This is a genomic window from Martinezella sp. CNPSo 3964 (assembly GCF_057784375.1).
This window is the reverse complement of record NZ_JBXSOW010000012.1, coordinates 95,214-109,897: the sequence shown is the minus strand read 5'-3', so window position 1 is coordinate 109,897 and position 14,684 is coordinate 95,214. Positions and strand designations below refer to the sequence as shown.

10 protein-coding genes are annotated in these 14,684 nt (G+C 58.4%); 3 read left to right on the top strand and 7 right to left on the bottom strand.

Annotated elements, in window-relative coordinates; all coding sequences use genetic code 11:
* Nucleotides 1–55: 55 nt before the first annotated feature.
* From AC13Q5_RS28895 to AC13Q5_RS28865, 7 genes are all read right to left on the bottom strand, one after another.
* Entirely contained in the window at nt 56–394 is a 339-nt protein-coding gene (locus AC13Q5_RS28895) for a slr1659 superfamily regulator (protein ID WP_075855018.1), read from the bottom strand.
* Between the two features lie 18 nt (nt 395–412).
* Nucleotides 413–967 (bottom strand): slr1658 superfamily regulator, encoded by a 555-nt coding sequence (locus AC13Q5_RS28890; protein ID WP_488504009.1) that lies wholly within the window; start codon nt 965–967, stop codon nt 413–415.
* Between the two features lie 4 nt (nt 968–971).
* Nucleotides 972–3,332: a PP2C family protein-serine/threonine phosphatase gene (locus AC13Q5_RS28885; RefSeq protein ID WP_488504008.1), complete on the bottom strand. Its 2,361-nt coding sequence runs from the start codon at nt 3,330–3,332 to the stop codon at nt 972–974.
* On the bottom strand, nt 3,329–4,504 hold the full coding sequence (locus AC13Q5_RS28880; protein WP_075855015.1) for a class I SAM-dependent methyltransferase: 1,176 nt from the start codon (nt 4,502–4,504) through the stop codon (nt 3,329–3,331). The genes AC13Q5_RS28885 and AC13Q5_RS28880 overlap by 4 nt, the downstream gene beginning before the upstream one ends.
* Nucleotides 4,501–5,010: a ubiquinone biosynthesis methyltransferase UbiE gene (locus tag AC13Q5_RS28875; protein ID WP_488504007.1), complete on the bottom strand. Its 510-nt coding sequence runs from the start codon at nt 5,008–5,010 to the stop codon at nt 4,501–4,503. Before AC13Q5_RS28875 ends, AC13Q5_RS28880 begins: the two co-directional genes overlap by 4 nt.
* 44 nt (nt 5,011–5,054) lie before the next feature.
* Nucleotides 5,055–6,752 carry a putative bifunctional diguanylate cyclase/phosphodiesterase gene (locus tag AC13Q5_RS28870; protein ID WP_488504006.1) on the bottom strand — a complete coding sequence of 566 codons (1,698 nt, stop codon included), beginning with the start codon at nt 6,750–6,752 and terminating at the stop codon, nt 5,055–5,057.
* A 411-nt stretch (nt 6,753–7,163) separates the two neighbouring features.
* Nucleotides 7,164–8,351 (bottom strand): glycosyltransferase, encoded by a 1,188-nt coding sequence (locus AC13Q5_RS28865; RefSeq protein WP_488504005.1) that lies wholly within the window; start codon nt 8,349–8,351, stop codon nt 7,164–7,166.
* Between the two features lie 365 nt (nt 8,352–8,716).
* Here AC13Q5_RS28865 and AC13Q5_RS28860 point away from each other — a divergent pair, with 365 nt between their 5' ends.
* Genes AC13Q5_RS28860 through AC13Q5_RS28850 form a run of 3 tightly spaced genes read left to right on the top strand, consistent with a single transcriptional unit; the run spans nt 8,717 to nt 14,599 of the window.
* On the top strand, nt 8,717–10,000 hold the full coding sequence (locus tag AC13Q5_RS28860) for a polysaccharide biosynthesis/export family protein (protein ID WP_244557928.1): 1,284 nt from the start codon (nt 8,717–8,719) through the stop codon (nt 9,998–10,000).
* A gap of 29 nt (nt 10,001–10,029) precedes the next feature.
* The gene (locus tag AC13Q5_RS28855) at nt 10,030–13,287 is read left to right on the top strand and encodes a nucleotide-binding protein (RefSeq protein WP_488504004.1); all 3,258 of its coding nucleotides are present in this window, start codon (nt 10,030–10,032) and stop codon (nt 13,285–13,287) included.
* Between the two features lie 4 nt (nt 13,288–13,291).
* The gene (locus AC13Q5_RS28850) at nt 13,292–14,599 is read left to right on the top strand and encodes a glycosyltransferase family 4 protein (RefSeq protein WP_457877812.1); all 1,308 of its coding nucleotides are present in this window, start codon (nt 13,292–13,294) and stop codon (nt 14,597–14,599) included.
* Nucleotides 14,600–14,684 lie beyond the last annotated feature (85 nt).

Here is a 14,684-nt window from a genome sequence, read left to right as displayed (position 1 = left end):
AGCTCTCTGGCACCCCGCGGGAACACCCCGGATAAGGGGCGTGAGCGTTTGATGGCTAGGTCAGGCGCAAATCCAGGCGCGGATGCAGCTTTTTCAGGTTTGGCAATGATTTCATCTGCCAGGGAATTTGCGACGAGCCGCACACGGTGAGGTGGATATCTGGATGCTTGCGTGCCTCTATCGTCAGTTTGGCAAGCAGGTTGATGCCCGAAGAATTCAAGAATTGCAGACCGGTCAGATCGAAAGTCGCTTTGCCTCCACCACCATGAAGGATTGTCCTGGCCAGATCGTAGACCGGCGCATAGGCATCGGGACCAGCCAGACGCATGGTTCCGTCAAAATACAAAGTACTGCCTTCGGACCAGACGCGGAATGCTTCTTCTTTGATTTCCATAAAGGGCCTCTCGCGGGTTCACGCCGATGATATCGCCATCGCGGCATAGGTTTGCAGCTTGATCCGTTTGTGCGGACCATCCTCTTCGAAATGCCAGGCCAATTGAACCTGGTAGTCGCTCATCAATGTCAACAGTCCTAACCCGGATGCATTGTCACCGGCAAGAACGCTTGCCTCGATCTGTTCTATCAGGAGATCGCTGGGGTCGCCGGCTGTAACCCTCAGCAATAATTCCTGGAAACGGTTAGTCGCTTCGCGGTCGATCAGGTTCACGATCCGCATTCTGAAATGATGGGCATCCTTCAGCGCCTCGATAAGGATCTCGCCCGAGGAGCGGAACTTGATGGAGTTTTCGATGAGCTCGTTGGTCAGGTAGCCTATGTCGTGTCGCACCGTCTTATATTGACGCTCGGAAGCGCGGAAGCCGAGCGCCATAGTCTCCGCGATAAAGTCGGATGTCATGGCCGAATGGCGCCATGCCAGATGAAGAGGTCCGTCGAACAGGCGAATACGAAGAGCGTTGGTGCCGTCGAACGAAACCAGATGTTCCTTGCCGAAAGTTGCCGTCCTCATCTCCTCACCTGTGCCGCATCACCACAAGAGTAATATCGTCATGGATCTTATGGGTTCCGATGTAAGCCATCAAATCGTCGAGTATGCCTTCGACGACCTCTTCCGCAGTCCCGCCATGCAGGCGGCGGGCATCCTCCAAAAGCCTGTCGAAACCGAACAGTTCGCCTTTTGAATTCTCCGCTTCGGTGACGCCATCAGTATGCAGGACAATCATGTCACCTTTCTCGAAGGATATTTGCCGCGTGTCGATAAACGGAGCAATATCAGGCTCGAGGCCGACAGGAAGACCGAGATCACCTGTGTCTATCCGCTCTACCTTGCCGTCCTGACGAATGATGATCATGTCTTCGTGCTGGCCGGAGATTGTCAGTCTCTCGCCGTCATAGTCGAGGAACGACAAGGTAAGATGCTTGTCGGTCCGCGTGCGCTCGATGTTCTTGAAGATTGCGCGATTGAGATCGGTCAGGAATTTCGCCGGGTCCATCTCGCCCGCCTCCTGCAGGGCGCGCGCGATCGATTGCACCATCAGCATCAGCACGCCGCTCTCCAGCCCGTGGCCGGTCACGTCGCCAATGCCGATCTTGAGGTTGTTTCCGTTCTGTAGAACATCGTAGTAGTCGCCGCCGACTTCGTCGGCAGGGCGCATGTAGGCGGCTATTTCCAGGTGCTTGATTGCCGTCAGCTCCTTGGCCCGCGGCAGGACCATGAGCTGGATCTGTCTGGCGACATTGAGTTCGGCACCCAGCCGCAGGTTTTCGTTTTTCAACTGGCTGTTGAGGGTCGAAATCTCTTCCTTGGCCGCCTCGATCTCCTTGGTTCGGTCCGAAACGAGCTTTTCGAGGTTTTCGGTGTGGAAACTGATATCCTCCGCCATCCGGTTGAATGCGACGCCGGCTTCCGCCACTTCGTCCCTGGTCGAGATATCGACCCTGACGGAATAGTCCTTCGCCTGTATGCGCTTGGCGGCGCTCGCCAGCGCGCTGATGCCGCTGGTGACGCGCTTCGAGGCAGCAAAGACCGCCGCCGTGACGATCATCAGGGACACCAGGACCGCCATGATTTGATAGAGCAGGATGCGATTGGTCGCCCGCGATATCTCATCCTTGGCGGCAATGAGCGAGGCATAGATCTCGCGCTCAGGTACGACTATCCCGAGCGACATCACCTCGCGCTGCACCGGTCCATCCACCCAGAGATTGGTCGGGTGCAATTGCTTGACGACCACGAGATAGGGAACGTCCTCTCCCTGTTCGTTGAGGGAAATATGCTGGATCGCGCCGTCGGCATCGAGCGGCAGCTTGGTAATCGCCGTTTGGCTACTGTTGCGCAAGGATCGGTCGACGCCGGTGACCCCCTTGGCAGTCGCATCGTTGGCGGCACGCAGGCCGATGACCTTCTCGCCCACGGGATTGATTGCGACGACATTTCCATTCGACATGGCGAGGAAGCCGAAGCCGGTCTGGGCGACTTTCACATGCTCAACGATCTCGGCAAGTTGTGTGAGCGTGATATCGGCGCCGGCTGCACCGGCCAGGTGATGCCGATCCGGCGTCCAGAGCGGATGAAAAAAGCTGACGATCAGCTTTCCGGTGATGGCATCGGTATAGGGAGCCGTCTGGGTAATGTAATCGGCAACGGGGCGCGATGACGGGTTGGAGGCCCATTGCTGCCAGGATTCGTAGAGACCCGGAAAGAAGAATGTCCAAAAATCAGAGCTGTTATGGCCTGGATAGAGCCGGTCGAAGGTCTGCGCCTGCGTCGTATAGGGCGCGGTCCGGAAAATCGGGCGCTCTCTCGGGCCGATATAATACATCTGCAGCTTGGACGCGCCGTTATGCAGCAATGAAGGAGCGACCAGATCGAGCACGGCGCTCCATTCTATGTCAGCCTGGACCTGGGGCAGGGGGCGGTGATCCTTATCCAGAAGGTAGCCCCAGACGCTGACGACCGAGGGCGTTCCGGGAAGATTTTGCGCCCACTGACCGCCTGGATCGTAGGTCACCGTTACGGCGCCCGGAGAAGCCTTGGTCATGGCGGCGCCGACATCGCCACTTCTTGCCGGATTGTCGATCTGTCCCTGAAGCACACCCGCCAGCGCCTTCACATCGGAATGGACCTGATCGATCAGCAAACCGACCTCCGCGGCGGTCGAATCCGCATAGGAGCGAATGTAATCCTGGCTGGCCTTCTCCAGGCCCTGTCCCACTTCCGTCGTGGCGTTGCGCGAAAGGCGCTGCACGTTCCACAATGCAAGGCCACCACTGACCATGAGGTCGAATAGGACGGCTCCCCCGACGACGAGTAGAAATTTGGCGCGAAATGAGCGTAGGCCCAGCCGTTGCTTGACAATTGACGCGTCTGTCATAGCGGTTTCTGTCCCGAAGAAGCCCAGATCGGCCAGCCGGCATAGCCTCTTGGATGGAGCGCGGCAAAAATATGATCGGCGAAACCTTGCTTGAATCGCTCGATGAATGCGGCCGAATCCCCTCTTCTGACCGCCATTTCATCGGCATAGACATTCTGCCATGCCGTGATGATGTCGGCGAAATCCTGGGGATCGCCATCGAGATTGGTGACCATGAAGCTTTCCATCCGCACATCCTTGAAGCCGGCGTCCAGCAACATGCGGCGGCCCTTGGGACCCATTTCGACATCCATATCGAAGTGAGCGAACAGCTTCGCGACCTCGTTATAGGTCCACTGGATGCTGTCGGCTCTGGGCTCGCCAAGACAATGGGAGTTCTTCTCGTTGGTGATGTAGACCCGGCCGCCGGGCTTGCATATGCGATAGAGCTCCCGAAGCAGAACATCCGGGCGGTCGAAGATCTGCAGCGAATGCCTGCAGGTCACGAAATCGAACTGGTCGCTGTCGAACAGCATCTGGGATGCATCGCCATAGGTATATTCGATGTCCTGGACGTCGAAGTCGTCGGCGACCTTGCGAGCATATTCCAGGCTGGGCACCGAATGGTCGAGGGCAACGATCCGCGCCGGCTTGAAATCCTTTCGCAGCAGCATGGCGAAATCGCCGATGCCGCAGCAGATATCGGCGACATGCAAACCCTCGCGAAGGCCGTGCCGCGGCAATATCTCGCGCTCGTGCCGCCAGGTCATTTTCGTCTGGGTCCGGAGGATCGGGATGAAGCTCTGGTTCTCCACGAATGTCTGCCCCGGATAGAAGGCGGAATCATAGATCTCGACGATGATGTTGGGCGACAGATCGCTCAAATGGCGAAACAGTCGCGATGCCCATGCAACGACGCTTGAAGCGACGACCGTCAGTTTGAGATCGGGTCTCGATCGCGTCGCATCGAGGAGCACATGGGTCAAGGCACGGAACGCCGTATTGTTCATGTGGGTGACGCGCTTCAGATTGATGTAGCAAATGCCATTTACCGTCTCGATGCCGTTGCGCAGCAGGGCGAGGTCATCGGCAAGCTCGGCAACCGAATGCGGTCTAAGGACCCCTGACAGGGAGAATTCCTGATTATTGGCATCGAATTGCGCCGTGAAGCGGCTGGAGGAGAGGTTGCTCAATTGAGTAGCCTTTCGAGCGCAAGATCCACCACGAAAGTCATCAGTCCTGTATCCTGACCGGACAGCGCGATATTGGCATCGTAATTGACGGCAAGACCGAGAAGGATCGCATGCTCGGCATGCGCCGCGTCATCGGTGATGACATCGAGATAGCTAGCAAGGGCCTGGCCGCTTCCAATGCGCTCTACGATTGCCTCATATGAATTGCATTGCTCGGCTGAGCAGGGAAAGGTCAATTCGATCCGTTCGGTCGAGCCATTTCGGTAGAAGCGGCAGGTAAGAGCACCGTCGTTCTCTCTGGTGTGGAACGACATCTCGAAGAGCTCGTTCAAGGCTGCCGAAAGCAGGTTGGCATGTCGGATGGGATCGTGGCGATCGTGGCTGACCATATGGGCCACATAGGCAGCGCATTGGTCGCAATGCGACCAGTCCGCCACCAGGGTTGCCATTTCCATCTCCAGTTCAAGCAATGGCTCGAAAGCCGCGGCCACTTGCACCTCCTCCATGGTACCCCTTCGAGAAATTCCCAAATGAAATGCGCTTCAGAAACTCACGGACTGGCGTGATATTCGTCAAATGTCGCGGCCGATTGAGTGCGCGCACCCTGTCTTATGAAATCATCGAGCTTGTCGGCGCCGAGCGGAGGGCTGATGCTATAGCCCTGCAGACGGTCGCAGCCCTCGTGCTGGAGCCAGGCTGCCTGCTGCTGTGTTTCGACACCTTCTGCCGTCACTCGCATGTCCAGGCCGTGCGCAAGGCTGATCACGGAACGTACGATGGTTTGGCTCTTGGTATCCTGCAAGAGATCGCGGATGAAATAGCGATCGATCTTGATCGTATCGAAGGGAAAATTCTTGAGATAGCTGAGCGAGGAATATTCCGTGCCGAAATCGTCGAGGGAGATCTGTATGCCGAGAACGTTCAATGTGTTCAGCGTGTCCAGATTGTTGGTGGTGCGTTCGAGAAGCACGCCTTCGGTGATTTCCAACTCCAGGCGCTCGGCCGGGAATCCGACGATATCGATCGTTTGAGAGACGCGATCGGTCAGGCCTGGCGTCAGGAATTCCGCCGGTGAAAGATTGACTGCAAGCGTATAGTGGGCCGGCCATGTCAGGGCTTCGCGGCAGGCTTCTTCCAGCATCCACTGGCCGATTTCGCGCATGAGACCGTCGGCTTCGGCCATGGGAATGAAAGCCGCCGGCGGAATGATCCCGAGGGTCGGATGTCGCCAGCGCAGCAGCGCCTCGAAGCCGACCACATTGGACGGGGGCTCCACCAGCGGCTGATATTCGATGAAGAACTCGTCGCGCTGTAGCGCCACGCGCAGGCTGCGCCGCAGCAGCTCCCTCTGCTCGACCACGATCAGCATGGCCGGATCGAAAGTCCGCGCCCGTCGCCGCCCTTCTTTCTTGGCGGCATAAAGGGCGACGTCGGCAGCCTTCATTAGCTGCTCCCCCTCGTTGCCGTCGCGCGGCGCAATTGCGATCCCCACGCTGACGCCGACGAAGAGAGAGATGCCGTTGACCGTGAACGGCTTCTTGAATTCGGCCACCAGCGCATCCGCCAGCCGTTCCGCCTCGAAGGCTCGCTGTGGGCCGACCTGGATGATGGCGAACTCATCGCCGGCAAGACGGTAGACCGTTCCGCCGTGGCCGAGTGCCTCCTTGATTCTTTCGGCGGCGAGTTTCAGTACGATGTCGCCGGCGCCGTGGCCAAGTGTGTCGTTGACGGGCTTGAAGTCATCGAGGTCGAGCTGCATCAGCGCCGGCCCGATCTTGCCGCTCGCCGGAAGCAGTTGCGCCAGTGCCGCGCTGAATTGGCGGCGATTGGGCAATCCGGTCAAGGCATCGTGCGTTGCCTGATGGATGAGTCGCGCTTTTTCATTATCGTCGGATGGCGGGCTCTCGCCTGCTCCGTTGGTTTCGACGATCAGCAGCTCTACCCGGATATAGGAGATGAGGATGTTGCGTTTTCCCCGCCTCGGATCGTCGAGCGGGATGGTGCGAGGTTCACCCGTATCGATGACCTGATGAATGAGCTCGGCAAGCGCCGGTTTTGCAAGCGCCGGGTAAGCTTCCCACAGTGTCACCTCGTTCCGGGTGGGAAGGCCGACATGCTCTTTGAATCTCCTGGAGGAATCGAGCAGTTTGAGATCGAGATCCCAAAGCGAAATCACCGCCTCTAAACCGTTGTCGGATTCGGACTCATATGGAATTCGCTGCGACCGATCCACTCGGTTCTCGGGCATATGGCCTCGTCCTCCCCCAAGCCGGCCACGCAAAATCCGGCCATTGTCCAGTTTGAAATGGTCCATTCGCATCGGAGCATGCGTATCAACGATCGCAGTCTCATCGAGCGCGCGGACGCAAGTCGTAACTTACCAGAACGTGGCAGCCGCTTTAAGCGAATATATTACGAGATCTTCATATTTAGCAATGATTGCTGAGACATGTGCAGATTAAATCGGCCACGGCGACATTATCTGTTTCATTCCAAGTACAAGAAGATTGTATTCCCGGGATGGAGGCAGTGTAATGGTTGTAGGGTTTCCATCGGGTGGTTTCGATTGCCCGTTGGTTGATTCGCAAAGCATGCCCGCCATCGGTGCTTCTTTCACGGTTCGCTTCCGATCGAGGTTGGTAGCCGCTGCCCGTGACGCCTACTGAAGCGTCCTGCTGTGCGGCTCCATCGCAAGTACCGGCAATTGCGCCTCGCGACCTACCTGAACGGCAGGGTGGCTGCGGAGCCTTGCGGCCTTGCGGATCAGCAGCTCCTCATTGATGATCGCTAGCATGCTTGCGGTGAATTTGCGCGTGCTGAATTGTTCGGCGTGTGCCTGCAGTGTTTCCGGGTGAAAGCGGTGCTGCATGGCCTCGAAATCGATCACAGCCTTGATCAGAGCGTCGACAGACTGCTGGTCGAAGAGAATGCCGGTCACTCCCGGCGCGACTGTTTCCAGCGCTCCGCCGCTTCCGTAAGCGATAACGGGCCGCCCGCTCGCCATCGCTTCCACCGGAACCATGCCAAAGTCTTCCTCGCCGGGAAAGATCAGCGCCCGGCAGCGCGCCAGTTTTTCCTTCAATATTGGAAACGGAGTTCGACCGAGGAAAGTGATCGAGGGACCGGCGATGCGTTTCAGCCCGTCTGCTTCGCTGCCTTCGCCGATGACGACCAGCTGGCGATTCATCCGGGTAAAGGCCTTGACCGCCAGATCGATCCGCTTGTAGGGAACCAGCTGGCCGGCGCAGAGATAAAAATCCTCGGTCGCCGGCGCCGGCATGAAATCATCGACATTGACGGGTGGATAGACCACGGTCGCGGACCGCCGATAATATTTGGCGATGCGGTCGCAGACATGATGCGAATTGGCGACGAAGCGATCGACCCGCATACTCGTATTGACGTCCCAGGAGCGCAGCATCGGCGCAAGCATCGGCATTACGAGCCGCGATGCGAGGCCCGCGTGGGATCGATAGAAGTGATAGTGATCCCAAAGATAGCGCATGGGGGAATGGCAATAGCAGACATGCGTTGCCCCCGGCGGGGGGATGATGCCCTTGGCCGGGCCTGATTCGCTGGAAATGATCAGATCGTAGCCGGTAAGGTCGAAGCTCTCCAATGCGAAGGGCATCAGCGGCAAGAGCGATTGATAGGCCTTGGCGGCACCCGGAATTCGCTGAAGGAAGGAGGTGAAAATCTTGTGTCCGCGGATCTTCTCGGAGACACGGCTTTCATCATAGACGAGAGTGAAGATATCGGCGTCCGGATACATGTCGCAGAGAGCCTCGACCACTTTTTCTCCGCCCCGCATCGACACCAGCCAATAATGTACGATCGCTACCCGCATTGCTCTTCCCTCCATGGGCCGAAACAACATTGGGCAGCCGGCAACTTTTGCGACAGGGCCTACATCGGTTCAACGCGGCATACAAATGGCCGAAGGGAGTAGCCAAAAGATTTAGCTGCAGGTCTGCGCCTGCACACAAGGATATGCTCGCCCGACCAAGAGACGGCAGCGTCGCCTACCTCCCTGCCAGAAATGATAAGCCCTGTTGCTTCGGTAGGGGATTTACACGTTATGCGTTCAGCTGCTGATCTCGTTGCATGGCGCCTTTCCGCGTGATGGCGCAAGCGATCAAGAAAGCGAGATTTCGACTCATGTCCAGAGTGTGCGCTTCAGCTTACCATTCCATCTCCAGGCCGTCTCGGCTCATGGCGCCCTGGTTGTTGGCGTTGCTTCTTTCCGGCGCAGCCATGCACGGCATAGCGAGCGCCGCAGCCACCGACGTCTATCATGTCGGGCCTCAGGCCCGGATCAAGGTCGCCATCGTCGAGTGGATCGCCGCAACCGGCGAATACAAGGAATGGACGGCACTGAACGGCGAATACGTCGTATCGCAATCGGGTTCGATCTCAATCCCGATGATTGGAGAAATGCAGGTCGGCGACAAGACCGTCGAAGACATCAGTGCCGATATTGGCGAGAAGCTGAAACAGATCACCGGTCTGGCGCTTGCGCCGACAGCTTCGGTCGAGGTTGTCAAATATCCGATGATCTATGTGTCCGGTGCTGTCGAAAAGCCGAGCGAGCTGGAGTTCAGGCCTGGCCTGACGGTGAAGCAGGCCGTTGCCATGGCGGGCGGGCGTGAACGCCGGTCCAGCCAGACCGGCGATTATTCGGAGGCGCAGCAGGTCAGCTATGCCGGCGAGATCAGCCGGATGGAGCTGCAATTGAAACAGCTTGGCGCCCGGAAGGCCCGCCTGATGGCCGAACTTAACGATCAGCCGGCGATCGCATTTCCGCCGGAAATCAAGGCCGCTCCCGAAGGATCGGCTATCTGGCAGATCATGACGAGCGAAGTCGACCTGTTCAATGCCAGGGCGGATGCTCTGCGTCAGCAACTCGCCGCCGCCGCGGATCTGGAAGTGCTGTTGCGCAACGAAATCAACATTCTTGATGAGAAGATGTCGTCGCAGGACGAGCAGGTGAAGATTGCGCAGGACGAGTTGAGCGACATTTCCAAGCTGGTCGACACCAAAATCCTGACCACCTCGCGAAAGACCTCGCTGGAGCGGATCGTCGCCGAGATGCAGGCAGGCAAGCTGGATCTTGTCGTTGCTTCGATGCAGGCAAAGCAGAAGCTGAGCGAGACCGAGCGCGATGCACTCAATCTCACGGGTCAACGCAAGACCGATGCTGGACAACAGCTGCAGACTACCGAGACCGAAATCGAGGATACGAAACTGAAGCGAAACACAACGCTGCAGCTGCTGCAGCTTTCAGGCGCTTCGCTTTCGAGAAGTCAGAGCATGAAAGCGCTCGATCTTCAGCCGATGGAATACTGGATCACCCGCAACGGCGACGAAGCCAATGCGATCAAGGCATCGGAAGCGACTGCGCTGCAGCCAGGGGACGTTCTGGACGTGCGCTACAACATTTCCGGAAGCCTGGACGGCACGGCGCTTTCTTCCGCCGACACCGGCCAATCTCAATAGTGATAAGCGAGCAATGTGGGGCGACAATCATGGCAATTCACGAGATCGGTAAGGGCTTGCGCAGCATTCCTTCGAACGCCAAAGGTACAGGGGGCAGCGAATATATCTCCTTTCGCGACGTCTGGCGTTTCCTGCAGCGCCATTGGATGATCTTCGCGCTGTTTACGGGGGCGGGTCTCGGTATCGGCGGCTTCTATATGGCGACGACCCAGCCAGTCTACTTGGCGACCACGCGGCTCGTCATGGATCCCGACCAGGGGCGCATCGTCTCGCAGGATGCCTTCACAGGAACGGTCATCATCGAAGCGGCGGAAATTGCGAGCCAGGTCGAGATCGTCAAATCCGAGGCGATTGCGCGCGCGGTCGTGCAGAAACTCAATCTCACAGAGGATCCGGAGATCGTAGGCGGCATGTCCTGGCAGGCTACGCTGCATGACAAGCTGCGCGCAGTCTTCAGCTATTTCAAGCATGGCGACGATGGCAGCGCGAAAGCGGAAACCACGGAGGATGACCTCATGCGCCGCACCATGGCGTCCTTCCTGTCGAGGGTCGAGGTTACGCGCGTTGGTCAGTCCTACATTCTTGAGATCGGATATAGTTCGGTCGACCCGCAAAAAGCGGCGAACGCGGCGAATGCGATTGCTGAGGCCTATATCAGCACCGGTCTGTCGGAACGGGCTTCCGCAGCGCAAAGCGGAGCCAAGTGGCTGGAGACGCGTTTGATCGAGGTCGGACGGCAGGCACGTGAAGCAGCGATGAATGTCGAGGAGTTTCGCGCCAAGAACGGCATCATGGAGATCAGCACGTCGTCCTCTCTCGATCAGCAGCAACTATCGGAGATCAGCAGCCAGGCGGTTGCAGCCAAGGCGCAAACGGCGGCGGAATCGGCCAAACTCGAGACACTCGACCAGCTGATGTCAGGTGGAAAGGTCGAAGGTGATGTCAATGAGACGATGAACAATCCGCGTATACAGAAGCTTCAGGAAGATCTCGGAGGCGCCACGATCAAGTTGAATAACCTAACCAGCAGATATGATGCCGATAACCCTGCCATCATTGCTGCCCAGCAGGAAATCGATCGAATAAAGGGGGACATGCGCAAGGAGTTCGAGCGCATCCAGGCAGTATATAAAGCAAATCTGGAAGTCGCTAAAACTCGGGAAAAGCTCCTCAGCGACGAATTGGCCTCGCTGAAGGACGCCGGAACGGACAAGAATCTGGCAAGAGTGGAGCTGTCGGAGATGGAAAGCCGCGCTACCACCTATCGCCGGATGTATGAAAGCATCCTGCAGCAGCTGATTGGCGCGCTACAAAAGGAATCGTTTCCGCTCGGCAATGTTCGCGTCGTGACCGCGGCTGCCGTGCCGCTGGCAAAGACCTGGCCGAAATCCTCCTTCGTCCTGCCGTTCACGGCCATGCTCGGCCTTGCAGCCGGCGTCATGGCGGCCCTTTTGCGGGATGGCCTCGATCGTCGCGTCAGCTCCAGCGAAAAGCTGCGGCGGGAATTGGGGATCAGCTCTCTCGGCCACGTGCCCGTCTACATCAGCCCGTCCTTCCTGCCGGGGCGCATGGCGACCGCCAATGCCGGCTGGCGACGAACGATGCTGCCGCTGAGGTCCGTGCTCGATACGCCCTATTCGCAATTTTCCGAAGCCTTGCGTGGCGTCAAGCACTCGATCGATTCCGCCTTCCCGCCGAACGCACCCATGGTGATCGGCATCACCTCGGTCGGCACCGGCGAAGGCAAGACCACGATCGCAACCAATCTCGCACAACTCTACCAGCACGAAGGTGCATCCGTTGTGCTCGTCGACGCCGATTTCCTCAATGCGAGACTGAGCTGCGTGGTGACCGAAGCCGGCACGGATTTCGGCATGGAGGCCTTAAGTATCAATGACGTGCCGCGCCGCTATGCCGTCGCCCATGAAGGTGGCGTGCTTGTCGCGAAGGCTGGGCAGGAGCCTGAGGCCGAGGTCATGCAGGCCCATGGCGGTGTCCCGGTCGTCACCGTCGACGAGACCGAAAAATCCGTGACCGCTTTTCAGCGCTATGGGCATCTGCCCGCGCTGAAGGCTGAGATCGACTTGTTGCGCCGGCGATACAAGGTCGTCATCGTCGATATGTCCGCTTTCGAGGATTCTGCCGATACCCGCGTCATCTGCACCTATCTCGAGGGCATCGTCGTCGTTGTCGGGCAGACGAACAAGATGACGGTGGAGAGGCTGTCGGACGCACTGGCGAGCTTCGGCACGACAACGATCAATATCCTGGGCATCATCGCCAATCGCAGCCACGAGAGGCGTCACCACCAGGATAAGCGTCTTTTGCGTCGCAGGCAGGACCGTCGTCAGGTGCGTGCATCCGCAAGGCGGCTTACGGGCAGCGTAACGGGTCGCCCCCTGAAGATCACGCTCGGTATCGCAAGCTCCGGCCGCCGCGATATCCTGTCGTCCATACTCCCGCATGTTGCCAGCCAAACCCGGAAGCCGGACGAGATCGTCGTCTGCCTTTCCTCGCCGGAAGACATCGATCCGAGCTGCCTGCGAAATCTCGACATTCCGGTGCGGGTGCTTATCAGCGAGCGGGGGCTTTGCCGTCAGCGCAATCGCATCCTCGACAGCGTTCAGGATGCGGATATCGTCCTTTTTCTCGATGACGATTTTCTGATGACGCCTGCCTATATCGAGGAAACGGAACGGCTTTTTCAGTTGCAACCCGATGTCGCCATGTGCACCGGAACCATCTTGGCCGACGGCATTACGGGACCGGGTATTTCCGTTCGCGATGGCTTACGTCTGGTCGATGCGGGGCGCCGCCGCCGCTCCGATCCTTCAATGCAAATCCGACCTGTCTACAATGCCTATGGCTGCAACATGGCGATCCGCATGGCCATCGTCAAAGCCGCGGCCCTGCGTTTCGATGAGAACCTGCCCTTCTATGGCTGGCTCGAGGATGTCGATTTCAGCCGGCTCGTGGCCCATTATGGCCAGGTTGTCAGCGTCAAGCAGCTCGAAGGCGTTCATCTCGGCACGAAAGGTGGCCGATCGGGTGGTGTCCGTCTCGGCTATTCGCAAATAGCAAACCCGCTTTATCTCATGCGCAAGCGCACGATGAGCGTGCCGCAGGCAACGATGCAGATCAGCCGCAATCTTGCAGCCAACCTCGTCAAGGTGTTGCGACCGGAACCCTGGGTCGATCGCAAGGGTCGCCTCAAGGGCAATGTCATCGCGCTTCGCGATCTGCTCAAGGGCAGACTGGCGCCGCAGAACATCGAAGCATTGGAATAGTCCTGTGGCGCGCTCATCCGGCCTCGATCGCATCGTCGTCATCAACGACCGCTCCGCCAAGATAGGCGGAGCGTCGAATCTTGCGATACTTTCAGCTACCTTGCTGCAGGAAGCCGGGGTCGCCGTCACCTATTTCGCCGGCGATAGCGCCGGCTCCGAAAGACCGGCATCTGACACCATCAATCTGGCAGCGCAGCCGCTGATGCAGCAGCCACGTCTCAGCGCGCTTGCCAGCGGCCTTTACAGCCGTCAAGCCTATGACGGGCTCAATGCTCTGATGTCGCGCGTCGATACCAAGGGCACCATCTATCATGTCCATGGCTGGTCGAAGATCCTGTCGCCATCTATTTTTCGGGCTTTGTGGCCGGTTCGCGACCGTGTCGTCCTGCACGCTCACGACTATTTCCTCTCCTGCCCGAACGGTGGGTTTGCCAATTACCGCAGAAGCCAGGTCTGCCCGTTGACGCCGATGTCGCTCGGCTGTCTGGCGACAAACTGCGACAAACGCGGCTACCACGAGAAGATCTGGAGATCGGCCCGCCATATGGTGAGGGAGCATTATTATCCCATCCAGCAATTTGCCGCCAATATCGTCGTCGTGCATCAACGCATGCGCGAATATTTCGCCCGCGGGCAGATCGACATGGGCAACATCGAGACAATTCGCAATCCGGTTGAGCCCTTCCTTGACCATCCCACGGAGCCCTGGAAGAAGCGCGACTTTTTCTTTGTTGGCCGGCTGGAGCCGGAAAAGGGATTTGAGGATGCCGCGATCGCGGCACGGCTTGCCGGTGGGAGGCTGCAGATCATAGGCGACGGCGCCGGTCGCGCTCGCCTGGAGCGGGATTTTCCCGAGGTCGTCATTCATGGCTGGAAGTCCAAGAGCGAGATGCGGAACATCCTTTGCGACGCGCGTGCGCTCGTTGTTTCCTCCCGGGTGCCGGAACCCTTCGGACTGGCAGCACTCGAGGCCGTGACAAGCGGCATACCGGTGATCTTGCCGGACACCGCGCTTCTCGGCGACGAACTTTCGATGCTCGGATGCGGCCTGACCTTTCAGGGCGGAAAGGTGGAAACGCTCGCAAGCGGAATGCGCCGGCTTGCCAGCGATGACATGCTGCTTCGCCTGATGAGTGTGAATTGCCTCCGCCGGTCAGGTGAGCTGGCGCATACACCGGTCTCGTGGCGCGACGCATTGCTCGCCCTGTACGATCGCGTTCTCGACCGCGCAAACGCCGCCGGGATGCACTTGCGGTCGACCTTGAATGACGACTTTTCAGCCGCTCATCGGCTGATCGATGAGGCAGGCTGAGGCTTGGGGGTAGCTCTGTGTCCGGCGTCCTACGCCAATGGGACTAACCCAATGTCCGCAGGGTCAATTGTCAAGGATTGGGGCA